The 22,218-nt window shown below is 44.0% G+C and carries 25 protein-coding genes; 13 read left to right on the top strand and 12 right to left on the bottom strand.

Annotation, left to right across the window (positions count from 1 at the left end; translation table 11 throughout):
• Positions 1-368: 368 nt before the first annotated feature.
• Entirely contained in the window at positions 369-2,261 is a 1,893-nt protein-coding gene (locus QT992_RS20780) for a PAS domain S-box protein (RefSeq protein WP_333314257.1), read from the top strand.
• A gap of 204 nt (positions 2,262-2,465) precedes the next feature.
• On the opposite strand, the gene glcD is transcribed toward QT992_RS20780, so the two are convergent.
• The 3 genes from glcD to QT992_RS20765 all read right to left on the bottom strand — a co-directional run bounded on the left by glcD (position 2,466) and on the right by QT992_RS20765 (position 5,481).
• On the bottom strand, positions 2,466-3,941 hold the full coding sequence (gene glcD / locus QT992_RS20775) for a glycolate oxidase subunit GlcD (RefSeq protein WP_333314255.1): 1,476 nt from the start codon (positions 3,939-3,941) through the stop codon (positions 2,466-2,468).
• A gap of 69 nt (positions 3,942-4,010) precedes the next feature.
• A complete protein-coding gene (locus QT992_RS20770; RefSeq protein ID WP_333337421.1) occupies positions 4,011-4,895 on the bottom strand; it encodes a DUF6671 family protein in 885 nt (294 codons plus the stop codon).
• 193 nt (positions 4,896-5,088) lie between these two features.
• Entirely contained in the window at positions 5,089-5,481 is a 393-nt protein-coding gene (locus QT992_RS20765; RefSeq protein ID WP_333085435.1) for a transporter, read from the bottom strand.
• Between the two features lie 123 nt (positions 5,482-5,604).
• Between QT992_RS20765 and QT992_RS20760 the strand changes: the two genes are divergently transcribed.
• The 3 genes from QT992_RS20760 to QT992_RS20750 all read left to right on the top strand — a co-directional run bounded on the left by QT992_RS20760 (position 5,605) and on the right by QT992_RS20750 (position 7,480).
• On the top strand, positions 5,605-6,816 hold the full coding sequence (locus QT992_RS20760) for a glycosyltransferase family 2 protein (protein WP_333314252.1): 1,212 nt from the start codon (positions 5,605-5,607) through the stop codon (positions 6,814-6,816).
• Between the two features lie 162 nt (positions 6,817-6,978).
• Complete coding sequence (locus QT992_RS20755; RefSeq protein WP_333314250.1) at positions 6,979-7,209, top strand: hypothetical protein; 231 nt, start codon at positions 6,979-6,981, stop codon at positions 7,207-7,209.
• Positions 7,184-7,480 carry a type II toxin-antitoxin system RelE family toxin gene (locus QT992_RS20750; RefSeq protein ID WP_242719033.1) on the top strand — a complete coding sequence of 99 codons (297 nt, stop codon included), beginning with the start codon at positions 7,184-7,186 and terminating at the stop codon, positions 7,478-7,480. The genes QT992_RS20755 and QT992_RS20750 overlap by 26 nt, the downstream gene beginning before the upstream one ends.
• A gap of 38 nt (positions 7,481-7,518) precedes the next feature.
• On the opposite strand, the gene QT992_RS20745 is transcribed toward QT992_RS20750, so the two are convergent.
• Positions 7,519-7,776, bottom strand: a complete 258-nt coding sequence (locus tag QT992_RS20745; protein ID WP_333227602.1) for a BrnA antitoxin family protein — start codon at positions 7,774-7,776, stop codon at positions 7,519-7,521.
• 205 nt (positions 7,777-7,981) lie between these two features.
• Here QT992_RS20745 and QT992_RS20740 point away from each other — a divergent pair, with 205 nt between their 5' ends.
• From QT992_RS20740 to QT992_RS20710, 7 genes are all read left to right on the top strand, one after another.
• The gene (locus tag QT992_RS20740; protein WP_333314248.1) at positions 7,982-8,197 is read left to right on the top strand and encodes a hypothetical protein; all 216 of its coding nucleotides are present in this window, start codon (positions 7,982-7,984) and stop codon (positions 8,195-8,197) included.
• Positions 8,190-8,483 carry a hypothetical protein gene (locus tag QT992_RS20735; protein WP_333314247.1) on the top strand — a complete coding sequence of 98 codons (294 nt, stop codon included), beginning with the start codon at positions 8,190-8,192 and terminating at the stop codon, positions 8,481-8,483. Before QT992_RS20740 ends, QT992_RS20735 begins: the two co-directional genes overlap by 8 nt.
• A gap of 83 nt (positions 8,484-8,566) precedes the next feature.
• On the top strand, positions 8,567-8,827 hold the full coding sequence (locus QT992_RS20730; protein ID WP_333314246.1) for a hypothetical protein: 261 nt from the start codon (positions 8,567-8,569) through the stop codon (positions 8,825-8,827).
• Positions 8,828-9,008: 181 nt separating this feature from the next.
• Positions 9,009-9,209 carry a hypothetical protein gene (locus QT992_RS20725; RefSeq protein ID WP_333314245.1) on the top strand — a complete coding sequence of 67 codons (201 nt, stop codon included), beginning with the start codon at positions 9,009-9,011 and terminating at the stop codon, positions 9,207-9,209.
• A gap of 42 nt (positions 9,210-9,251) precedes the next feature.
• On the top strand, positions 9,252-9,464 hold the full coding sequence (locus tag QT992_RS20720) for a hypothetical protein (protein ID WP_333337427.1): 213 nt from the start codon (positions 9,252-9,254) through the stop codon (positions 9,462-9,464).
• Between the two features lie 79 nt (positions 9,465-9,543).
• The gene (locus QT992_RS20715; RefSeq protein WP_333031785.1) at positions 9,544-9,768 is read left to right on the top strand and encodes a DUF433 domain-containing protein; all 225 of its coding nucleotides are present in this window, start codon (positions 9,544-9,546) and stop codon (positions 9,766-9,768) included.
• 3 nt (positions 9,769-9,771) lie between these two features.
• Positions 9,772-10,131: a DUF5615 family PIN-like protein gene (locus QT992_RS20710; RefSeq protein WP_333243936.1), complete on the top strand. Its 360-nt coding sequence runs from the start codon at positions 9,772-9,774 to the stop codon at positions 10,129-10,131.
• Between the two features lie 79 nt (positions 10,132-10,210).
• Here QT992_RS20710 and QT992_RS20705 read toward each other — a convergent pair whose 3' ends face one another.
• The 5 genes from QT992_RS20705 to QT992_RS20685 all read right to left on the bottom strand — a co-directional run bounded on the left by QT992_RS20705 (position 10,211) and on the right by QT992_RS20685 (position 13,224).
• Entirely contained in the window at positions 10,211-11,263 is a 1,053-nt protein-coding gene (locus tag QT992_RS20705) for a YqaE/Pmp3 family membrane protein (protein ID WP_333337431.1), read from the bottom strand.
• 101 nt (positions 11,264-11,364) lie between these two features.
• Entirely contained in the window at positions 11,365-11,985 is a 621-nt protein-coding gene (locus tag QT992_RS20700) for a tetratricopeptide repeat protein (RefSeq protein ID WP_333377631.1), read from the bottom strand.
• A 235-nt stretch (positions 11,986-12,220) separates the two neighbouring features.
• A complete protein-coding gene (locus QT992_RS20695; RefSeq protein WP_333337436.1) occupies positions 12,221-12,454 on the bottom strand; it encodes a hypothetical protein in 234 nt (77 codons plus the stop codon).
• A gap of 86 nt (positions 12,455-12,540) precedes the next feature.
• Positions 12,541-12,855 carry a hypothetical protein gene (locus QT992_RS20690; protein ID WP_333337438.1) on the bottom strand — a complete coding sequence of 105 codons (315 nt, stop codon included), beginning with the start codon at positions 12,853-12,855 and terminating at the stop codon, positions 12,541-12,543.
• 87 nt (positions 12,856-12,942) lie between these two features.
• Complete coding sequence (locus QT992_RS20685; RefSeq protein WP_333337441.1) at positions 12,943-13,224, bottom strand: hypothetical protein; 282 nt, start codon at positions 13,222-13,224, stop codon at positions 12,943-12,945.
• A 117-nt stretch (positions 13,225-13,341) separates the two neighbouring features.
• On the opposite strand from QT992_RS20685, the gene QT992_RS20680 reads away from it, so the two are divergent.
• Positions 13,342-14,715: an ATP-binding protein gene (locus QT992_RS20680; protein WP_333337444.1), complete on the top strand. Its 1,374-nt coding sequence runs from the start codon at positions 13,342-13,344 to the stop codon at positions 14,713-14,715.
• A 303-nt stretch (positions 14,716-15,018) separates the two neighbouring features.
• Here the strand turns inward: QT992_RS20680 and QT992_RS20675 are convergent, their stop codons facing one another.
• From QT992_RS20675 to QT992_RS20665, 3 genes are all read right to left on the bottom strand, one after another.
• Positions 15,019-15,681 carry a Uma2 family endonuclease gene (locus QT992_RS20675; protein WP_333337447.1) on the bottom strand — a complete coding sequence of 221 codons (663 nt, stop codon included), beginning with the start codon at positions 15,679-15,681 and terminating at the stop codon, positions 15,019-15,021.
• 93 nt (positions 15,682-15,774) lie between these two features.
• Positions 15,775-16,350: a Uma2 family endonuclease gene (locus QT992_RS20670; RefSeq protein WP_333337449.1), complete on the bottom strand. Its 576-nt coding sequence runs from the start codon at positions 16,348-16,350 to the stop codon at positions 15,775-15,777.
• Between the two features lie 164 nt (positions 16,351-16,514).
• Entirely contained in the window at positions 16,515-20,528 is a 4,014-nt protein-coding gene (locus tag QT992_RS20665; protein ID WP_333337452.1) for a magnesium chelatase subunit H, read from the bottom strand.
• 534 nt (positions 20,529-21,062) lie between these two features.
• Between QT992_RS20665 and QT992_RS20660 the strand changes: the two genes are divergently transcribed.
• Positions 21,063-22,052 (top strand): calcium-binding protein, encoded by a 990-nt coding sequence (locus tag QT992_RS20660; RefSeq protein ID WP_333337454.1) that lies wholly within the window; start codon positions 21,063-21,065, stop codon positions 22,050-22,052.
• The last annotated feature ends 166 nt before the right edge of the window (positions 22,053-22,218 follow it).

Below are 22,218 nucleotides of genomic sequence, written 5' to 3'. Positions count from 1 at the left end.
AAAGATGAGTTCGCTTATTTTTGCCCAGATTTTTTGTCAAACCTATATAATATTTTATACTGACCCGTGGCTTCTAAATATTTAGGACTTGCGCGTGGAACTGATTATTTTGTGAGTGCGAGGGGGATTGCAGCCATATCCAGCTTGCACAGTTCGTGTCGCTACGTAAGTGTCAATGTTGTTGAAATTACTTAATAAAACTTAATAGATAATTCTAGGGCGATCGCTCTGGAATTTTAACGATGTTTTAGGATGAATTCTCAAAGTAATGTGCTAGCATCGGGTGTAAATTGCTGTCTCCGTAATATTACGGGAAATTGGGCGATCGCAACACCTTAATCTAGAAAATAATTTGGTAGGGTTGAAATATGTTTTTTCAAGAAGCCGATTCCGAAAATAAACTCAGTAATATTAGCAGGAACCATAAAAAAACTGCTCCCAATCTTGCCAATAGAACAGGCTACCAACAGATTCCCAAAAAAAGAGCCGAGAATTCGACCGAGGCCAACATTTCCGAAGCTTATAGTGTTAGTTTGTGCGAATTGCAGCAGATGGAGCGAGCAATGGAACAACTAAAGCAGGATTTGAAAGCTAGCGAATCTCGGTTTCGGAATGCGATCGAAAAAAATGCCGACGGCATCGCAATCGTTAACAAGCGAGGACTTGTCTGTTTTGCCAACCCGTCAGCAGAAGCGCTGTTTAACTGCAAAGCAGAGGAACTTTTAGGTCAAGCATTTTTTGGCAATTTAGTAGTAGAAGTTTCAGCTTGCGACATTGAGATGGCGACGGATATTATTCCCCAAGTTGGAAAAACAGAAGCACCCGGAACTCGCGTCGTGCAAACAGAAGTTGAAGCTATTCGCAAGCAAAAAGCAAATGCTGTAGTAGAAATGCGGGTGGTGGAAACGGAATGGGACGGAGAAATGGCTTATTTAGCTACGCTGCGGGACATTACCGATCGCAAGCGCGCAGAAGAAATGCTTTGGTTGTACGATCGAGCTATAGCAGCTACTAGCACCGGAGTTACGATTTCTGACGCCACTGACCCCGAACATCCAATTATTTATTGCAATCCCGCATTTGAAACCATGACAGGTTATCGGCGGCAGGAAATTATCGGAAAAAACGGCCGATTTTTGCACGGAAGGGATACCGATCCGGCGGCGGTAGAAATAATTCGCCAAGCCTTGCAAACAGAAAGCGAATGCAAGGTAATATTAAAGAATTACCGCAAAGACGGAACCGCTTTCTGGAATTGTTTCTCAATATCTCCCGTGCGCGATCGACTGGGCAAATTAACTCATTTTATAGGCGTACAGAGAGACATCACTGAGCGCAAACAAGCCGAAGAAGCCTTGCATAATTCCGAAGCACAAAGCAGAGAACAAGCCGCTCAACTAGCAGCCACACTTGAGCAACTCAAAGCCACTAATTCCCAATTAGTTCAAAGCGAAAAAATGTCGAGTTTGGGATTGCTACTTGCCGGCGTCGCTCACGAAATTAACAACCCAGTCAGCTTCATTTACGGCAATCTCGCTCATCTCACCAATTATACTCAAGACTTGTTTGGGCACCTCCAACTTTATCAACAGCACTATCCTAATCCAGTAGCCGAAATTCTAGAGGCAAGAGAAAAAAATGATCTCGATTTTTTAGCTGAAGATTTACCTAAAATACTGTCTTCAATGAGCGTTGGTGTCGAGCGGATTTGCCAGATTGTGCAGTCGCTGCGGAACTTTTCGCGGCATGACGATTCACAGATGAAACCCGTGAACCTCCACGAAGGTATTGACAGCACGCTGTTAATTCTCAATCACCGTTTGAAAGGGAGCGGAGAAAAGCCGCCAATTCAAATTGTCAAACAATACGGAGAATTGCCGACTGTTGAGTGTTTTGCGGGGCCGATCAATCAAGTTTTTATGAATATTCTCAGCAATGCGATCGATGCTTTAGAAGATGCGAACAGTAGGCAAAATTGTCAAGAAATGGCAGAAAAACCCAGCCAGATTAGGATTGGTACGGAAGTTGTCGGCAATTTTGTAGAAATTAAAATTGCTGACAACGGGCCGGGAATACCTGAGCAAGTCAAACAGCAGATATTCGATACATTTTTTACTACCAAGCCCATTGGCAAAGGCACGGGAATGGGTTTGTCAATTAGCTATCAAATTATTGTAGAAAGACACAAAGGCGAATTATATTGTACTTCGGAATTGGGCAAGGGCACGGAATTTACTATCAAAATGCCGATCGCACATTAGTGCCGAATGTGCAATCTGCACCTTACCAACGTGATATATAGGCAAGCAAGCGATCGGGATGCTCGCATTCCTAAAAAACGAGAAAAATCGTTTTTTCTCGTTCCCAGACTCTGGCTGGGAACGCATACTTAGAGGCTCTGCCTCCCCATTCTAGAAATAATTTCAGGGTGTTTTTCTGCTCACATTACCCGCCTAAATAGGCAATTAAAAAACCTCTGCACCCTCCAACTTCTTAACAGTTTCAACCTTAGCCCTCGCCGCTTCCCCGCAAGTCTTCGGCGTCGGAAACATCTTCCCAGGATTCGCCAAACCTTTCGGATTAAACACCTGACGCACCCACTGCATAGTCTCCAAATCTACCTCGGAAAACATATCCGGCATAAAACACTTCTTGTCAGCGCCGATGCCGTGTTCCCCCGAAAGACTTCCCCCAACTTTCACGCAAAGCCTGAGAATTTCCCCGCCCAATTCTTCCACCTTTTCCAGCGCACCTTTTACCGAGTTATCGTACAGAATCAGCGGGTGCAAATTCCCGTCTCCCGCGTGAAATACATTAGCAATTCGATAACCGTATTTCTCGCTCAAGCCCTCAATTTCTTTCAAAACATAAGCCATTTGCGTTCGCGGAATTACGCCGTCTTGCACGTAATAATCCGGGCTGAGATGACCCGCCGCCGCAAAAGCAGCTTTCCGGCCTTTCCAAATTTTTAGGCGCGTTTCCGGGTCAGTTGCCGTGGTGATATTTCGTGCTCCGTTATGCTTGCAAATATCAGCAATCCGCTGTTTGTTTGTGGCAACTTCCACTTCTAAACCGTCGATTTCTACGAGGAGAATTGCCGCCGCATCGCGGGGATAACATCCAGTTGCTACCACATCTTCCACAGCATTGATGCTGATGTTGTCCATGATTTCCATGCCGCCGGGAATAATGCCAGCGCTGATAATATCGGAAACTGATTCGCCCGCTGCTTCTATACTGGAAAAATCCGCTAGGAGAACGCAAATCGATTCCGGCGCTTTGAGAATTCGCAAAGTAACTTCTGTGGCGATTCCTAAAGTGCCTTCAGAACCGACAAATACACCAGTTAAATCGTAACCGGGCATTTCGGGAATTTCGCCACCGACATCGACAATAGAACCGTCGGGAAGTACCAATTTTAATCCTAAAACGTGATTGGTTGTGACTCCGTATTTGAGGCAGTGAACACCGCCAGAATTTTCGGCAACGTTGCCGCCAATCGAACAAATAATTTGACTGGAAGGATCTGGCGCGTAGTAGAAACCAGCGCCGCTAACTGCTTGCGTTACCCAGTTATTAATTACTCCCGGTTGCACGACTACTTGCTGATTTTCTAAGTCTACTTTCAGGATTTTTCGCATCAGGGCTGTGACAATCAGCACGCAGTTTTCTACAGGCAAAGCGCCGCCGGAAAGGCCGGTGCCTGCGCCTCTAGCCACCCAGGGAATTGAGTTGCGATCGCATATTTTGACCACTTGCGCCACTTCCTCCGTAGTTCGAGGCAATACCACCAGGGCGGGGCGCTGGCGGTAGCTGGCGAGTCCGTCGCACTCGTAGACAATCAATTCTTCGCGGCGCTGTACGACGCCATTTTTGCCGACTACAGCCTCGAATTCTTTAATAACGGGTTTCCAGTTGCGTTCTGTTTCTACGGCTATCATTAGTGAATTTAATTAGGGAACTCTCAATAATATTGTTGCAAATTTTACTAAGTTTAGCCAATTATTTTTCTAAGGGTTGCAATATTGACACAGGGAAGGATCGGCAGTCTCTCGACCGTCGGGAAATAGTTTTTCTTTAGTATAACCGCAGTTTTTGCATTTATAGATTGCCGATCGCACTAGCTGAGTCGGAAAATAGCAAAGTTCGCAGGGCAATCCGATTTTCCTCTCAGCTATATCGAATCCCGGCCAACCGCACTCCGGGCAGAATTGCTTAAATTTTTTAACTAAATCGAGAGTTGCATTTTCGATGTTTTTCATCCGAGTTGGATTGTACATCGCCCGCATATCTGTTTCGATATGAACTCGGCCGGTTGACGATTTTTTTAAGCCTGCTGTCACAGCGTCAAAAAGTTGTTTTTCTGTCCTAATGCCCTTGACAATTTCGCCGTTACCGAGGGCAGCATCGCCAACTATAACCACCAGTGCGTGTTCGGGAAATCCAGCTTTTTTAGCAAAATCATCTGCTTCTTCTATACTGGAAACTAACAGGTGACTGTAGTTAGTTTCAACGGAGAAAGAGTCGCCGATGAGTTCTAGATTGTTGGCTATATCTAATAAAATTACAATTTCTCTGTTAGCTGGCAGATACGGCATCATTGGGTGAGGGCCGAAAGTGCCTTCGCTGGCAAAGGCAAGAGTTTCGCCCGCAATTTCTAGAGCTTTTTGTGCTTTATGGCGCGCCGCTTCTATTTGTGTTCCTAAGCGTTTAACTTCTCTGGTGAAGGTGCCGAATGCGTCAGTGTCAAGTGCCGCAGGTACTAGGATATTTACGCCCAATTCTCGTTCCAAAATGGGAGCCATTACCCGTTCTTTTTGGTGCATGGTAGCAATAACTGCGGTGCGATCGCTCAATAATTGATAGGGATTCACAGGCTCAGAAATATTAGACATACAGCAGCATCATTTTAGGAAAAAAAACTCACATACACCCTTTCCACCGCCCCACAACCGATAGAAACCCTGACTTAACTTCCGAGTAAAAATTTTAGACCTCAGTTAAATATTCATGATATTCACCTGTGGACTTAATTTAAAATTCTTCAATCTTCAATCGTCAATCTAAAATCTAAAATCTAAAATCGTATTAGTTGCCCCCAGTCACTCCCCCAGCTTGACCTCTGAGTACAAAAATTACTCCTGTCATAATTAGCGCCACGCCTACCAACCGCAGCGGCGGCAAAGGCTCGTGAAATATCAGTTTGCCACCTAAAACAGTAAACAAGTAACTAATTGACAGTAAGGGCGAGACTATGCTAAGGTTGGCCCGCGACAAAACTACAATAAAGCCGATCGAAGAAATTGCATACAAAGAAAGACCACTTACTATCAAAGGCTGAGTAGCCATTGCTATAATTTTTTCTATTAAATTAGCAGCGCCAATGGGCCCTAATATTTTAGCTCCTGCCTTCAGACTAAATTGACCTGCGACGCCGCACAATATTGCAGCAAGCAATAAGAGAAAAACGCTTCTATTCATAAGTTTACTAACCTATAGTACAATCAAAAATTGCCGTTCGCAAAAACCTGAAAAAGTTTAATTAAGTTTTGTTAGGTTTTATTCACCACCAATATTTTAAGCAGAGATACGGGAAAATCAAGTATGGTCGATCGCGATCGAGAGTGGAACAAATATATGGCAGAGCAGACCAACGCAAGCGGAGAATACACTCTAGAACTATCGATACTCATGCCTTGTCTGAACGAAGCAGAAACTTTAGAAATCTGCATCGACAAGGCACAGAAGTCCCTGCGCGAACTTGATATTGCAGGCGAGGTCATCATAGCAGACAACGGCAGCACTGACGGTTCTCAAGATATCGCTACCAGAATGGGAGCGAGAGTCGTGCCCGTAGCAGCCAAAGGCTACGGCAGCGCCCTGATGGGAGGCATCATCGCAGCGCGCGGAGTTTATATTATCATGGGCGATGCTGACGACAGCTACAATTTTTCAAACCTCGGCGCTTTTGTCAACAAATTGCGAGAAGGTTTCGACTTAGTAATGGGAAACCGGTTTCAAGGGGGCATCAAACCGGGTGCAATGCCGCCGCTGCACAAATATTTAGGAAATCCGGTGCTGACATGGGTTGGGCGGCTATTCTTTGCAAGTCCCGTCGGCGATTTTCACTGCGGACTCAGGGGTTTTAGGAGAGACTCAATTTTGAAACTCGACTTGCAAACAACGGGGATGGAATTTGCTAGCGAAATGGTAGTCAAAGCATCTCTGTACACCTTGCGGATAACTGAAGTCCCAACCGTACTTTCTCCCGACGGCCGCAGCCGCCCGCCGCACTTGCGAACTTGGCGAGATGGCTGGCGACACCTCCGATTTCTGCTGCTTTACAGTCCTCGGTGGCTGTTTTTGTATCCGGGTACTGCGCTGATGATTTGGGGTCTAATTGTTAGCATTTGGCTGTTGCCCGGTACTCAAAAAATCGGGGGTATCAGCTTTGATGTACACACGCTGCTGTATGGTGCGATCGCAATTATCATCGGTTTTCAAGCAGTAACTTTCGCTTTTTTCACCAAAATTTTCGCCATCAGCGAGAAATTCCTGCCCGAAGACCCCAAACTCAACAAAATATTTCGCTATGTCACCCTAGAGACAGGATTGATTGTCGGAGTCACGCTGATTTTACTCGGAATAGTTGGCTCGTTCTTGTCATTAACTATCTGGAGCGAAACGGCTTTTGGTACTCTCGATCCTTCTAAAACTCTGCGTTTGGTTATTCCCTCGCTCACTTGCCTGACTGTTGGTTTGCAGATGGTTTTGTCGAGCTTTTTTCTCAGCGTGCTGAGCTTGAAGCGTAGGTGATAACATTAAAGTTCCTGCCAACCTTCCTCACAACTAAATTTCCACGCAGGGGAAGTTCAGGGCGATCGCACTGCAGGGAAAATCAGGGCCGCAGGAGCAAAATTTCAGATTATCTGGTATAATAAAACAGCCAGCTCTAATAATTTTCAATAGCTATGAACTATGAAAACTCAAGAACTTCGCCAGAATCTTAAGCAATCCATAGATCGCTTATCTCCTGAACGGCTGATCGTTGTGGCTGATTTCTTAGCTTATTTAGCAGAACGTGAAAGCAATGAAGCTACGGTGGAATTATTGAAAATTCCCGGTTTTCTTGAAGTATTTAATAAAGCCCAAAAAGATGTAGCTGCAGGTAAGGTGACTTCTGTTGAGCAACTCAAACGAAAATACTGATGAAAGTCTAAAGTTTTATTCAGTCGTTCTTAGCTTTGATGCTCAGGAGTTTTTTGAAGAAGCATCAGCTTCTTTACAACGCAAGCTAGATAGATGTTTTGAGATGTTGAAAACAGACCCTCGCAGTCATCCAAATATTAAGCAACTCAAAGGCGAATTAGCTGGATACTATCGCTATCGCGTTGGAGATTATCGGGTAGTTTATGACATTGATGATGAGCAAAAGCGTGTGGTTGTGACTGTTATTGCTCATCGTCGTGAAGTGTATTAGGGCGCACTTTGGGAAGATAAGGGAGATCGCACATTTATTTATTCACTGCTTTTTACATGATGTTCAACATAAGAGCGCAGCACAGCGTTCATTAGAGATTGATAGCCTTTTCCTTGGCTTTTAAACCAATCTAATACATCGCTATCAACTCTTAAAGAAATAGCTTGTTTTGTCAGTGGTGTTACGAGTTTTGCTTTTTCCCAAAAATTCGCATCTAATTCAGGAATATCAGAGGTATCGATCGCAGATTCTGGAATATTCTCTAATTCTTCAAGTCGTTTGCGCGAGATAGTCATATTCAAACTGCATGAGGCTGTATATAGAAAACGTATCTACTTATAATAGAGCACAAAGGCGCTCGCCCTTCGAGAATACTGCCCAAAGTTCGATCGGGGGAAAGCTCTGGGGCGATCGCACTTTAGGAAGATAAGGGCGATCGTACTTCCCTCGATCCTAAATTGCTATAATGACAATCAGCCAAAAAATATTAATGCAGAGTCTATGTCTACTTACAGCACGGTACTGAGTCAGGTTCTAAGACTTGCACCAGATGAGCAACTGCGACTCATCTCTGAATTATTAGTATATGTTCGTCAGCGGGTTCAGGCTAAACCTAGGCGGAGCATTTTAGAATTAGAAGGGTTGGGTGAGGAAATGTGGAATAGAATTGATGCTCAAGAGTATGTGAATCAGGAACGAGATTCATGGAATGGATAGCTCAGTTAGAGATACAACCGTACTAAAGTTGCTATTATTTATTGATAATCCCACAGACGAGGAGATTAAGATGCAAGTCAAAGACATGACAGTTGACCAATTGCGGGACTTAATTCGGCATACCGTGGAACAGTGTTTAGAAGAATATTTGGGCGATCCTGATGCAGGTTTAGAAGTTAAGGAAGAAGTCAAGCAGAAATTGTTAGAGTCAATGAAGCGCAAACAATCAGGAGAAAGCTGTCTTGAACCTGGGGAAGTTTATCAAAAACTTGGCATGAAATCGTAATGACCTATTCGGTTGAGTTGACATCAGAAGCAAAAGAACTAAAATTGAAGTTATCCTAAAAAGCAGAGGAAAGAAAAAAAAATATGAGTACAGAGCGCTGGGATGATGATAGGCTAGACCGCTTGGCTAGCATTGTAGATAGTAACGCCCGCGTCATTCAAGCTTTGGCTAATGTGGCAGCAGAGGCAAGGGAAGAACGGCTGCAAATTTTACAAATGATTGCTCAACAGCAGGCTAGTATTGACCGACAACAGGCTGAAATTGTGGGTTTAAGAACCGAGACTGTGCGGATGCTTGATATCCTGCTAAATCAGCGGAATCAGGGAGATAATCCAACGGCTTAAGTAAATAAGAAAGTACGGGCGATCGCACTTTGGGAAAATAAGGGCGCTCGCACTTTGGGAAAATAAGGGCGCTCGTACTTTGGGAAAATAAGGGCGAACGCTTTTCCCCGAATCCCGAATTGAGATAGAATAAATAACAAGCAAAAAAATTAACGAACTTTAGTGTAAGTTAAGATAGCCTATGTTGAGTATTGAACAGATAGAAAATGCGATTCTCCAACTTCCGCCCAACAAGATTGGAGAGTTGTTAGAGTGGTTTATGAATTTGGATTACCAACGATGGGATCTTCAGTTAGAGAAAGATATTGCTGAGGGTAAACTGGATGCTTTAGCAGCAGAGGCGAACGCAGATTGTGAGAGTGGTAATTATCGAGCGATTTAATGCACTATACGAAGGAGAAAATTTTGGGATTGTTACAATGCTTTGCCATCAAATGTACAAGCTACAGCAGATCAGTGTTATGAGTTGCTGAAGGCAGATCCGTCTCATCCTTCTCTGCATTTTAAGAAGGTTGGTAATTATTGGTATGTAAGGGCCGGACAAGCTTATCGGGCGTTGGGTATTGAAATTAAAACAGGTATTTTGTGGTTTTGGATTGGTACTCACGCAGAGTACGATCGGCTGATTGGTAAATAATGCCGCTGGTGAAAAATACAGGTTGCGATCGCCTACCTGATGACTTAAAATAGAAGAGACATATAGCTCTGTGGTCAAAATGGACAGAATCTCCGTCAACCCTCAAATTCACTTCGGTAAGCCTTGCATAATGGGTACGCGCATTACTGTACAGAGCGTTCTCGAATTACTAAATGAAGGGCTTTCTTTTGGAGAAATTATCCGAGACTACTATCCCGATCTGGAAATGGATGATATTCGGGCGTGCTTGCGTTATGCGATCGCACTGGTGGCGGCTGAAGATGTGCATTTGGCATTAGCTTAAATTATGAAATTTCTGATTGATCAAGATGTGTATGCTGTCACCACAAAGTTTTTGATTGATGCAGGACATGATGTAATTGTTGTCGCTCAAATGGGTCTAGCGCAAGCAAGTGATGAAGAAATACTGAGAGTAGCGCAAGCAGAAAATCGCATCCTGGTTACGCGAGACAGAGATTACGGAAATCTTGTTTTTGTGAGGGCGATCGGAACAGGTGTGATTTACCTTCGAGTCTTACCTAAAATGCTGAATGAAGTTCATAATGAACTAGCAGGAGTTATAGAAAATTACTCTGAAGTAGAACTAAGAGGAGCATTTGTGGTTGTAGAACCTGATGGATATCGGTTTAGAAAACCGCTTATATAGGGTATTAATTAGTTTGGTGTGGGAAAGCAAAGGGCGATCGCACTTTGGGAAGATAAGGGCGATCGTATTTCCCCACTGCTTAACTTCGATCGTTATTAAACATCAGCCAAAGAGCGTGGATAACTCCGGGAATCCATGTAAAAGCGAATGTGAGCACCAGGTTTATCCAAAAATGAATGCCAAGCCCAACCGTCAAAAATACACCCAGTGGGGGAAAGAAAATCGCAGCGACTATGTGCAGCATTGGAACGGGGCTTTGCTTATTATCAGTGATATCGCTGTCACTAATTCTGCGCTTAATCCCCAATACTTCCATCACCTTCATAGCATTCTGGTATCCCTCAGTATCTCCCTGAGCCTGGGATAGTCTAGCTGCTGTTTCTAAGTCTGAAGCTGCACTTTCCCTGTCATTCAAGAACCTATAAGCTCCACCTCGCCCAATGTAAGCATGATAGTAAGTAGGATCTCTACGAATTACCTCTGTATAATCTCTAATTGCTTCCTCCCAATCGCGAAGACTTTGATGGCATCCAGCGCGAAGGTGATAACAGTGAACTAATTCTGAATCTTCTGAATTGCGACGCAATACTTTAGTTAAATCTTCAATCGCTTCATGATAATTTTCGAGTTTTTCGTAAATAAAGCCTCTTTTTTGGTAGTTTTTAATTTCTTCGGGATCTAAACGGATGCTTTGGTTATAATCTTGAAGCGCAGCCTGATAGTTGTTTAACAGACCATAACAATCGCCTCTGCAACTGTATGCCATCTGAGCCCAATCACTACTCAAACCACCCAACGATAAAGCGTGAGTGCAATCATCTATTGCTCTTTGTAAGTTACCTGTATCCTTAAATAGACCGGCACGGGATATATAGCCTTGAACAAAATCAGGTCTAAGTTTCAAATATTGAGTGCAATCTTTAATAGACTCCTGATAATTTCCCAACTCTACCCAAGCAAGACATCTGTGCCAGTAAGCTTGGGATTCATTGGGGTTTAGTTGCAATAATCGTGTATAGTCTTCAATAGCTGCTTGATAATTTTCATTTTGAATATTTAATTCGCCACTACGCAACAATTCTTTGACCGCTAGTTGATAATCAGAACTGTCAAACTGATCGGAATAATTCATGTTAATTAGTACCTTTTAAAACTCTACTAACTTTTAAATTTTCGGCTACGTATCCACATCGTCTAATAACCAACTAATATCACTGCCTACCAGTGTCCTTGCTACATTCCTCTTGGGTAAATATCGGAGTCTTCCTCAAGCCAGCTAAGATCACCTTCACCTAGCATCATCCTAGCTAGATTCCACGTCCGAACTGTATCCATTTTCATAGTTGTGTCCATATTTTCAGGTTCATTTTCCAAGATAAAATTTAAATCTTCTACAGCCAGCCGCAGCAATTCGTCAGGGCGATCGGCATTCGTTCCTATATAGTAATAAAGATTACCTCTGCGATAGCGGGCTGGTATACATTTGGGATGTATTTGAAGAATTTTGGTGTAGATTTTAATAGCTTGTGCTAGATATTCTACAGATTCCAAAAATTCTTTGGCGAAATAAATGGATTCATGTACGTTACCTAGATAATAATAAATTTCGAGAGTAAAACTATCATCTACATTACTATCATTCAAAGAGATGTCAATCGCTCGCTTAAAATCTTCTATGGCTTTTTGATAATTCTTCAAACCCGCATAAATTATACCGCGACACTTGTAAGCGAACAAGTGCATAGGATTTACAGATAAAACCTCATTCAAGAGCGGGAGAGCTTTATGGCCGTTGCCTTTCTCCATTTCATCAGCGGCTTTGTCCATTAATTCTAATTCTAATTTCCATGCCATTCGTTCCGATCTATCCATATTTTTTCACTCTCGTTTTGAACTTTATTTACTTAAGAAAGAAACCAAAGTCTAGGTTCTGGGTTTTATAAGATAAACTAAATGAAATGATCGCCTCCAAGTAGATTTCAAGAAGCGATCGCCTAATCTATAAATGTTGGCGATCGCAACTTGTCTCAATCAATCCTTCCATTTCTGAAGCGTAGTTGCGTAGTAGTTCGCTTTACGCCAAGCTTCATTAGGATTTTTCATTTAGTCTTTTGGTTTGCAAGAGAAGCTTAATTGCTTTCTTTGCTTCTGCATCACCGTCTTTAGCCAGTTCCTCTAGCTCTGTAAAAGTATTACGTTTTACACCACCTGGATATTCATATTGAATTTTGGAAAGTTCAAAATCTTTCTTGATTTGTCGCAACTGATCATAAGTGTAGTCGCCACCAAACTTATCTATGAGTGCTTCTGCTTGTTTTCCCATTTTTTGCTTAATATTAGTGAATGTACAAATCCTTTATCCTTAGACACTGGCTTTTATTCAGCAATCGTAATGATGTACCATTGTTTTTATGATAAAAGCCATTTCTGATTGTTCCACCAATACTCTGGGTAGTTGCTGGTCATAAACTCTTTGGCAGCATCCTGTAGCGCCTGATAAGTCATACTATCTTTTTCTTCCCAGTAATTATTGGTTAAATAATCATGGAACTCCTGCTCTTGAGGGTCATCCATCCCCTTCGTTACTTGTCTAAACAGAGTAGTTCTGAAATCATGGTCGGATTTATATGCCATTTCAATTCCATCCTTTGGAGCGCCGTATAGTAGATTATCAAGAGCGATCGCCCAACCTTTAACTTTTCCTGTCAATGTGGGCGATCGCAATTTTTCTCAATCAATCCTTCCATTTCTGAAGCGTAGTTGCGTAGAAATTCGCTTTACGCCAAGCTTCATAAGTTTAATTTTGTACATCTAATCACCACCTTCTGTAATATCATAATAATCTTCTTCTTTACAACTGTTGCAAATTAAAGTAAGACGTGTAGTTCCGTATCCTTTTTTAACATTATTCACTGCCTTCATATCCGTAGATCCGCAGCGATCACAAATGAAATTTCCATTTCTGTCCCTCTTAGCCATAGCCAATCTCCTCGCTTGATTTTTATTCGCCAAGATCCTAAAATCACAAATATCGACCAGCCCGGATGTGGCCTGATCGCTCTGAGCACCAGCAACCTCAACTAAAAAAATCATACAATGACCCCATTTCCCCATCCCCCACTCACTCACGTTAGAAAATGTTATGTAATGTTATCTAAAAAGTTATAAAAAATAAGTTATAATAACTAAAAATTACCCCAGACGCGATCTATGGAGCTTAAGGAAGTCTTAAGATTTGCCGATGAAAAAGTTTTTTCCACAACAGGGAAGCACTTAGACGACCTGCAAGAAGCTATTTTAAAAGAAACGCTCCAAGGTCGAAAATATGCAACAAAAATAGCGCAAGACCGTGATTGTACTGAAGGTTATGTTAGGGTTGCTGCTTCTGAATTATGGAAGATATTATCAGATGTCTTCGGCGAAGACGTTACTAAAGTAAATGTTAGAGCGATACTGGAAAGGGCAAAGTTTTATAATTCTCCATCAGCTATTTTGAGCAATCATGTAACGTTTAATAACGTCAACATTTGTCAAGAAAGGGCGAGAAGTCCAACAGAACCTCAAAACCCCCAACCAACTTCTCAACAACTCCACATAGACTTAGGCGACGCACCCGAAATATTCACGTTTTTCGATCGCACTTCTGAACTCTCCACCCTCGAAAACTGGATAAGACACGATCGCACTCGCCTCATCGCACTCCTCGGAATCAGCGGCATCGGCAAAACAACCCTCTCCCTAAGCCTGATCGATCGCATCAAAACCCAATTCGATTACGTCATCTATCGCAGCCTCCGCTTTTCCCCAACCCTCGATGCAACCCTCACCAACCTGCTGCAAATCTTTTCCCAACAATCAGAAATTCCCCAAAATATCGAAACCAAGATTGCCCAAATCCTCGATTACCTGCGAAAAAACCGATGTCTGATTGTCCTCGATGACGTACAGATGCTTTTGGGCAGCGGGCAAGTAGGGGGACAATATAAAACTGGATATGAAGATTATCAGTTGTTTTTTAAACTAATTGCCGAAGTTTGTCATCAAAGCTGTTTGATATTGAATAGTTGGGAAAAACCCAGAGAAATTGCCAGATTATCAAAAGATCATCATCCCGTGCGATCTTTTGTATTGGGAAGTTTGGGAGAAGCAGCTAAAGAGATTTTGAACTCACAAAAGTTATCCGATGAGGAAACATGGTCAACTTTGATTGATATTTATCAAGGCAATCCTCTGTGGTTGGAGTTCACTGCAACGCTGATTCAAGAGTTGTTTGGGGGAAGAGTTTCTGAGTTTTTGCACTGCGAGATGCCGATTTTAGATGAAGGGTTGCAATCTCAGTTATCTCAACCTTTTGGGCGTTTGACTCCGGCAGAGTTGGCAGTGATGACTTACCTGGCTAATCAACCTGAACCCGTTGCTGTGTCGCAAATTTTCAACAAAATACCATTTTCGGCGTCAGAAATAGTCAATGCGGTGCGATCTCTTGGAAATCGGTTTTTATTGGATACGCAGGAACAGGAAAAGATAACTTTGTTTAGTTTAAATCCTGTGCTGAAACAGTATGTAAAAACTCAGTCTTCTTAGTCCGCGTAGGCGGACTTTGTTTGTGTAGAAGCGGTTTCAACCGCCGTCTTTATTTTTCCAGACAGGGTTATTCGTGGGGAGTAGGGGACGAGGGCGGGTTTATTTAATCTGTCTGCAAGCTTTCAGGCTATTGGCGAACCCGCCCCTACAGGTTATTAAAAATGGTGCAAAATGTCGAGGTAACAAACCCCGATTTAATTTACAGCATATTCCATATATGTGTAGTACAGAGAAACCGGGTTTCTTGAAGAGAATCAGTTTAAAGGCTAGAACTGTAAAGAAACCCGGTTTCTGAGGTGTACTTCATAAACCTGGAATATGCTGTAAGTGCGATCGCACCCACTCTCTAAACTCTCTAATTCTCGCATTCTCTCCCTTTTCTGAGTCTAGGTGCATAAACTGTGCGAGTTCTTTGACAGGAAACGAGCCAAATGCCAAACTGGTTTCGGACTCGACATAACCCGTATCATTTAAAATGTTAATTATTAGTTTCCCCTTCTTCCAAATCCAAACCTCCGGCACTTTAAGTTCCGCATAAACCGCCATTTTATTGATAGATGAGCTAGTCAAATCCATTTCTACAGCTAAGTCTGGCGGCGGGTCATTTTTGAGATCGATAGTTAACTTTCCCCGCATTAAAGCTTCATTTTGGATATAAAAACATTCATCAGCTTCGTTGCCAGCTTTTTTCGGTTCCGAACGCCAAGTAGATGATTTTAATCCGATAATTTCAATCCCAATTTCCTCAGACAGCGCTACAATTAGCCGACCGAGAGTCCAGCTATACCTCTCATGTTCTGGTAAAGGTACCATGAGTTCTAAAGTTCCTTGGTAGTAAGTCATGCGCGGCGTTGAACGTTCGGCAAATATTTCTAACAAGTGTTCGTAGGTTTCCCAACTGATATCATGTAAAACCAGGTGAGAACCTGCAAGCTCTTCTTTACTGTACGCCAGGGTTTGAACCATTGCAAATACTCCACGAGAACTTTAACCCTATTTTACTCTATTGAACATTGGACAGGTGCGATTCCCTGCGGGATAGCTTCGCACGCGCGTACATTACCAGATTGATTCAAGATTCAAAATAAATCCGGGGAGAACATCTTCACCTGATACAGTGGCTGGAGATTCCAACACTTCAACTTCTTGATTTTGACGATAAATCTCTACTTGCCGTGATTTGCGATTAATTAACAAACCCAAACGTGCACCATTATCGCGATACTCTTTCATCTTATCCTGAGTTTCTTTCAAACTATCGCTGGGAGACATTAACTCAACGACAAAATCAGGACAAATGGGGGGAAATTTCTTTTGTTGTTCAGGAGTTAGTGCATTCCAGCGTTCTAATTTTACCCAAGAAGCGTCAGGAGAGCGATCGGCCCCATTGGGAAGTTTGAAGCCTGTTGAGGAATCAAAAGCAATACCGCTGTCATCGTTATCCGCCCAGTTAAATAATTGCTGGGTTAATCTTCCATTCCGGTTTCCAGTTTCTCCTCCTGCTGGTGACATGATAATTAATTCTCCTTTGGCTGTGCGTTCCAATCTAATATTTTCATTTTCTTGACAGAGTTCAAAAAACTGATCGTCTGTCAGCTTAATAATTGGGTTGAGGTTGAGGGTGAGGGTAGTCATAGCGGTATTTTATCGTGGCTAAACGACCTTTATTAAGGATTGTAGCATATTGAGTGAGTTGTGAGGGCGATCGCTTCCTACTCATCAAAACCCTCCCAAAAATATAAGGACACAGCATTGCTGTGTCCCTACAGATTAAAGGCTATCGTCCGAAATTCGGAGGTTTATTCTACCCCCTCAATCCGGTCTTCCACCTCCTGATAAAGTTCACGCAAGCGATCCAAATTGTTCTCCGAAGTCTCCCAATAACCCCGGCCATTCACCTCAAGCAAAGTGCTGACAATCTTGCGGAACGAATGAGGATTTAAGTTAAGCAAACGCTTCTGCATCTCCTCATCTTGGATAAACGTAGTGTTGACATCCTCATACACCCAATTATCCACAGCGCCCGCAGTCGCACTCCATCCAGTTGTATTCACCAGACGCTTAGAAATCTCCCGCACGCCTTCATAACCGTGCGACAACATCCCCTCATACCACTTAGGATTCAGCAGCTTAGTCCGCGAATCTAAACGCACGGTTTCTGATAGCGTCCGCACCTGCGCGTTGGCTGTCGTTGTATCAGCAACAAAGGATGTCGGTTGCTTCCCATCTGCGCGCAAACTGCCGATCAATTTAGTCGGATCGGAGTCGAAATAGTGCGACACGTCGGTTAGGGAAATCTCGGCAGAATCCAAGTTTTGGAATGTGACTTCCGCAGTTTTCAAAGATGATTCAAAAATCTGCCGATCTTGTTCCATTGTTCCGGGATTGTCGGAAGAAAAGGCGAAGGATTTGCGAGTTAAGTACATTTCCTGCAACTCTGCTTCGCTTTCCCAAGTGCTGTTTTCCACCGCCAAGTTGATGTTAGATGAATAGGAACCCGAAGCATTGGAAAATACGCGGGTTGCTGCTTGTCGCAGGTTGATTCCCATTTCTTCCGCTTGCTTCAGGGCGTGTTTGCGGACGAAGTTCATCTCTAACGGTTCGTCGGCTTCCGCTGCCATTTTCACGGCTTTATCTAACAAATTCATTTGGTTGATGAACAAGTCGCGGAATACGCCAGAACAGTTAATTACTACGTCGATCCGAGGGCGTCCCAACTCTTCTAAAGAAAGCAATTCGAGTTTGTTTACCCGGCCCAAAGCGTCGGGAACTGGCTTCACTCCCACCATCCACATTACTTGGGCGAGGGATTCGCCGTAAGTCTTGATGTTGTCGGTTCCCCACAACACAACGGCGATCGTCTCTGGGTAATTTCCGCCGTTATCAACGCGCTGTCTTTCTAATAGCCGATCGACTACAAGCTTAGCAGACTTAACCGCCCCCGTTGTAGGGATTGACTGCGGGTCCAAAGCGTGCATATTCTTGCCCGTCGGCAAAACATCCGGGTTGCGAATCGGATCGCCACCGGGGCCGGGCAGAACATACTCGCCTTCTAACGCGCGCAACAAAGCGCCTAATTCGTTGTCAGCACAAACTTGCTGCAAGCAGAATTCCAGATACTCAAACAGCGGTTTAATCGGTTCTGGATCGATTTTTTTGTAACCTGCGGCGTGCAAAGCTTCAACCCAAGGTGTTTTCTTGCCCATGTTGAAGAAATTCAACTTAGAAACAAGGGAAACTCTACCCTCAGCGTCGGTTTGTTCCTTCACCAAAGCGCCAACGGCATCCCGACAGGCCAAGGTGATGTTTTGCAGCAATTCAACATCAGTTAAAATGCCTTTGTCGCTGTTGGTGTAAATTTCGCCGATATCGCGTCCGAGACTGTTAGCAATAATCCGTGGCAAGCTGATCAGCCCGTCTTCTTCGCGGTCTAAATTGGCGATATTTACCAAAGTTGCGATCGCCTCTTCAGCAGTCGGCGGCTTACCGATAACGTGCAAACCGCAAGGTAACAACCGCGACTCAATTTCCATCAACTTGCGGTAAACCAAGCCAACTAAATTGTCGCGTTCCTCCGCAGTCATTCCCGCAGCAACCCCTCTTTCTTGTTCCGGAGGTAGGGCGATATCCTTGTCCAAATTCACCAAACGGCATTTTTCGACGATCGCATCCACAATCGGCACACCGCGCCCAGTCTCTTTCAAAGTTTGATAAGAAGCAATTAACTCGCTGAGTTCCTGCAAACCTTTGTACAAACCAGCATTTTCAGCCGGAGGAGTCAGATAGCTGATTGTTTCAGCATAACTGCGGCGCTTAGCAATTGTTGCCTCGCTGGGATTGTTGGCGGCGTAATAATAGAGGTTAGGAATTTTGCCGATCAAACTGTCGGGATAACAATCCCCAGACATCCCCATCTGCTTACCGGGCATGAATTCTAGCGAACCGTGAGTGCCAAAGTGCAGCACCGCATCCGCACCCCAAATGCGCTCCAAATATGTGTAGTAAGCAGCAAAACCGTGGTGCGGGCTGGCAGAACGAGAGAATAACAACCGCATCGGATCGCCTTCGTATCCAAAAGTAGGTTGCACTCCGATAAACACATTGCCGAAATGTTTGCCGAAAATCAGCAAATTTTGTCCGTCGCTGTTCAAATGTCCCGGAGGCGGCCCCCAATTTTCTTGCAACCGTTCCGAGTAAGGAGTGAATTCTTCGTATTCAGCTACGGACATCCGGTAAGCAACATTTAATTCGGGACTTTGGTATTGGGCTGTTGCGTCGTGGATGACTTCTTGCATCAGTTTTTCGGCGGAATCCGGCAATTCTGGCAAGTCGTAACCGTTGCCTTTTAAGGCTTTCAATACTTGGTAAATCGAGCCAAAAACGTCCAGATACGCGGCAGTTCCGACGTTGCCTTTGTCCGGCGGGAAACTGAAAACTGTGATCGCAACTTTTTTATCTAATTTTGGTTTGCGGCGCAGCATTGCCCACTTCATCGCGCGCTGGGAAATTGCTTCGATCCGGTCTTGTAGGGCGATCGCCTTGCCAGTTGCGCCATCTCTTCCCGACAATATAATCGGTTCGATCGCGCCATCCAACTCGGGAATCGCAATTTGCAAAGCAACTTGAATCGGGTGCAAGCCTAAATCGCTATTTTCCCACTCTTCCGTCGTTTGGAAAACCAGCGGCAAAGCCACCATGTAAGGGCAGTTTAGCTTTTTCAAAGTCTCGATCGCCTTCGGGTGATCTTGTTTCGCCGGGCCGCCCACCAGGGCAAAACCAGTCAGAGAAACCACCGCATCAACGATCGGCAGTGGCGCAACACCTTTGGTTCCAACTTCCAAGAAAAAAGTTTCCACTGGTTTCGAGAAGTCCAAACCGCCGGCAAAAATCGGCACCACCCGCGCCCCCATTGCCTCCAATTCCTGCACCATTGCTACATAGTGCGCGTCATCTCCGGTGACTAAGTGAGTCCGCTGCAACACCAAGCCGATGCAAGGTGCGAGGGGGTCTTTGAGGTCTGCGGAAATATCTTTGCGGGCGTTGTACCAGGTGAGGTATCCTTTTACATCCTCAAACATGGACGGTGCCAAAGGATGCCAAATTCCCATATCCGGGTAGACAACGGGCTCTTGGTATTGTAGGGGCAATCCCCCCGTGGTTGCCCCCTGGCCTTTGAACACATATTTATGTGACAGCATCAGCAAGAAGTTTTCCAAGTTTTCTTGGGAACCGCCCAGCCAATACTGGAAACTCAGCATGAAGTTGCGCGCATCTTGGGCTTTGTCGATGGGCAAATATTTCAGCACTTTCGGCAAAGTTTGCAGCAGTTTCAGCATTCCGTCTTGGAAGGAACTCCCGGATTTTTCCTTCCGTTTTTTCATGAATTCGCCGATCGCACTTTTGCTTTGTCCCAACTGTGCCATCGAGAAACTGCCCATTTTATTGAGTCGCATCACCCCTGGCATCGACGGGAAGACGACGGCGACATCCAAGCTGTCGCGCAGCGGTTCAACTGCCGCTACCACTTTTTCGGCCAAATCTTCAATGAAAATTAGAGAAGCAATAAATACATTGGCATCCGCCACATCCCGCTTGAAGGCTTCGTAATTTTCCGGGCTGCGGAGTTCCTCGATCAGGTAGCCGCTGATTTCTATTGCCAGATTCGGATTTTTCTTGTTTATCGATCGAACCGCTGCCGACAGGGCGCTTTGATACTGCGGTTCCAGTACGACATAGACCACCTTCATTAGCGATCGCCCCTGCAAGTTTTCCGGCACGACATGGCGAATGGTGGGCTTGACGTGAGTGAACATCCGGTTAGGCTCCTTTAAGATGCTGTTTTCTGGAATCGGGAATTTTTTTATCCCATAAGCATTTTTACCAGAAAACGCTTGCCATTAGGCGATTTGAGCCTGCACATGACACAATTCGACAAATTTAGGTCAACTTTTCGTTACATTTTTTTATAAATTCCTTGAGCAAATACTCCATTTTTTCTTTACAAAAATTTACTTGACATAAAGTTAATTGTATGTAAGTAAGTAATAATGGGGAGAAAAATAATTAAAAATTAACCAAGGATTGAGAAAGAAATCCTGAAAAAAGTTCCAAGTTTTGTAGAAGTGATCGAACTTGCGATCGGGCAATTAACTGAGGGGAAAAAGGCATAATTTCTGAAAGCAGAATGTAGCCTTGGGATAATTGCTGCGTCATCAAAATTGACATTTTACCAGGAATTTAAAACCCTTTCATAACGTCTGTTTTCTGTAAGTTCCTGATCGGCGATCGAGTTCATGGAGAACTAATTGCTATAGAATCTCAAACTCATCAAAACTTTAGGGGGAAACATGGCTAACTACGCAATTTTCGACGAACAATTCTACCTCGCCTCATATCCTTGGATCAAACCAGCCATTGATGCCGGAGTCATCAAATCCGGGAGAGAACACTTTGAAAAATTCGGGCGAGAAGGCGGTCTAACTAAAGTATCGCGTTATTTTGACGAAAATGCTTACCTTGCTGGGAATCCCGACCTCGCACCCTTTGTCCGCACAGTCAATCCAAACGCACCTTTTGCGACAGGCCTCGATCACTTTATCCAGTTCGGTTACGATGAAGGACAGCGCCGCAGCGCAGTATCGCCTGAGTACAGCGAAGATTTTTATTTAGCAAATAACTCAGAGTTGCGATCGTTTGTCGGCCCCAATGCACCTTTCAAATCGGGATACCAGCATTTCATTCAATTCGGCTCAAAAGAAGGTCGTTTTGGAACTTCATTTTTTGAACCGGAATACTTAAAAGAAAACCCCGACATTGTGCCGTTTATAAACTCTGGAGCCCTGAGAACTGGTCGGGATCACTACTTCAATTTCGGGAAAAACGAGCCAAGCCGCAACGCAACTTTTGTTGGTAGCCGCAGCACCGATATTCTCACTGGTGTTGGTGTGGGGAATACCGAACTGATTGGAGTGGAAGTAGGTATCGATCCCAGGGGCAACCGGCAGTATGAAAGCTTTGGCACCAATGAATTCGATGTCCTGATTGGCAGTCCGGGAGCTGATAGATTCGTACTGGGAGTTCCTGCTACAGCCGGGAATGTCACCCCGACACCGCTGTATTTGGGTAACGGTCAAGCTACGATTCGTAACTTCAACATAGAAAGCGATTTTATCCAACTGCAAGGAAATTCTTTAAACGACGGCTACAGCCTGACTCCGGTTGGCAACAATTTGGCAATCCAGCGTTTTGGAGATGTGCTCGGCGTGATTGAAGGAGCAGCAACCTTGGGTTTAACTTTCCAAGAATCTAACGGTAACGGTACTTTCTTGATTGGATAGTCATTGGTCATTGGTCATTAGTCATTGGTCATTAGTCATTGGTCATTAGTCATTAGCTAATGCTGATGATTAATGATTTTTTAGTGGTTGTAGGCTAATGTGCTATAAAAAAGTACGATCCTCTTCGAGGGCTTCGCTAACGCACTTTACATTCTTTAAACTGCAA

It is taken from the genome of Microcoleus sp. T3_D1, from assembly GCF_036700405.1.
Taxonomy (GTDB): Bacteria; Cyanobacteriota; Cyanobacteriia; order Cyanobacteriales; family Microcoleaceae; genus Microcoleus.
Note: the sequence above shows the minus strand (reverse complement) of the source record. Positions and strands in the feature narration are given on the sequence as shown.

Excerpts from the sequence above, each read along its gene's own strand:
- QT992_RS20725 (WP_333314245.1), top strand. The coding sequence starts at position 9,009 with ATGTTGAGTATTGAACAGATAGAAAATGCGATTCTCCAACTTCCGCCC.
- QT992_RS20695 (WP_333337436.1), bottom strand. The coding sequence starts at position 12,454 with ATGGGAAAACAAGCAGAAGCACTCATAGATAAGTTTGGTGGCGACTAC.
- QT992_RS20715 (WP_333031785.1), top strand. The coding sequence starts at position 9,544 with ATGGACAGAATCTCCGTCAACCCTCAAATTCACTTCGGTAAGCCTTGC.
- QT992_RS20670 (WP_333337449.1), bottom strand. The coding sequence starts at position 16,350 with ATGACTACCCTCACCCTCAACCTCAACCCAATTATTAAGCTGACAGAC.
- QT992_RS20780 (WP_333314257.1), top strand. The coding sequence starts at position 369 with ATGTTTTTTCAAGAAGCCGATTCCGAAAATAAACTCAGTAATATTAGC.
- QT992_RS20710 (WP_333243936.1), top strand. The coding sequence starts at position 9,772 with ATGAAATTTCTGATTGATCAAGATGTGTATGCTGTCACCACAAAGTTT.
- QT992_RS20760 (WP_333314252.1), top strand. The coding sequence starts at position 5,605 with ATGGTCGATCGCGATCGAGAGTGGAACAAATATATGGCAGAGCAGACC.
- QT992_RS20745 (WP_333227602.1), bottom strand. The coding sequence starts at position 7,776 with ATGACTATCTCGCGCAAACGACTTGAAGAATTAGAGAATATTCCAGAA.
- QT992_RS20680 (WP_333337444.1), top strand. The coding sequence starts at position 13,342 with ATGGAGCTTAAGGAAGTCTTAAGATTTGCCGATGAAAAAGTTTTTTCC.
- QT992_RS20665 (WP_333337452.1), bottom strand. The coding sequence starts at position 20,528 with ATGTTCACTCACGTCAAGCCCACCATTCGCCATGTCGTGCCGGAAAAC.
- QT992_RS20735 (WP_333314247.1), top strand. The coding sequence starts at position 8,190 with ATGGATAGCTCAGTTAGAGATACAACCGTACTAAAGTTGCTATTATTT.
- QT992_RS20770 (WP_333337421.1), bottom strand. The coding sequence starts at position 4,895 with ATGTCTAATATTTCTGAGCCTGTGAATCCCTATCAATTATTGAGCGAT.
- QT992_RS20660 (WP_333337454.1), top strand. The coding sequence starts at position 21,063 with ATGGCTAACTACGCAATTTTCGACGAACAATTCTACCTCGCCTCATAT.
- glcD (WP_333314255.1), bottom strand. The coding sequence starts at position 3,941 with ATGATAGCCGTAGAAACAGAACGCAACTGGAAACCCGTTATTAAAGAA.
- QT992_RS20730 (WP_333314246.1), top strand. The coding sequence starts at position 8,567 with ATGAGTACAGAGCGCTGGGATGATGATAGGCTAGACCGCTTGGCTAGC.
- QT992_RS20740 (WP_333314248.1), top strand. The coding sequence starts at position 7,982 with ATGTCTACTTACAGCACGGTACTGAGTCAGGTTCTAAGACTTGCACCA.
- QT992_RS20755 (WP_333314250.1), top strand. The coding sequence starts at position 6,979 with ATGAAAACTCAAGAACTTCGCCAGAATCTTAAGCAATCCATAGATCGC.
- QT992_RS20705 (WP_333337431.1), bottom strand. The coding sequence starts at position 11,263 with ATGAATTATTCCGATCAGTTTGACAGTTCTGATTATCAACTAGCGGTC.
- QT992_RS20675 (WP_333337447.1), bottom strand. The coding sequence starts at position 15,681 with ATGGTTCAAACCCTGGCGTACAGTAAAGAAGAGCTTGCAGGTTCTCAC.
- QT992_RS20765 (WP_333085435.1), bottom strand. The coding sequence starts at position 5,481 with ATGAATAGAAGCGTTTTTCTCTTATTGCTTGCTGCAATATTGTGCGGC.
- QT992_RS20700 (WP_333377631.1), bottom strand. The coding sequence starts at position 11,985 with ATGGCATGGAAATTAGAATTAGAATTAATGGACAAAGCCGCTGATGAA.
- QT992_RS20685 (WP_333337441.1), bottom strand. The coding sequence starts at position 13,224 with ATGATTTTTTTAGTTGAGGTTGCTGGTGCTCAGAGCGATCAGGCCACA.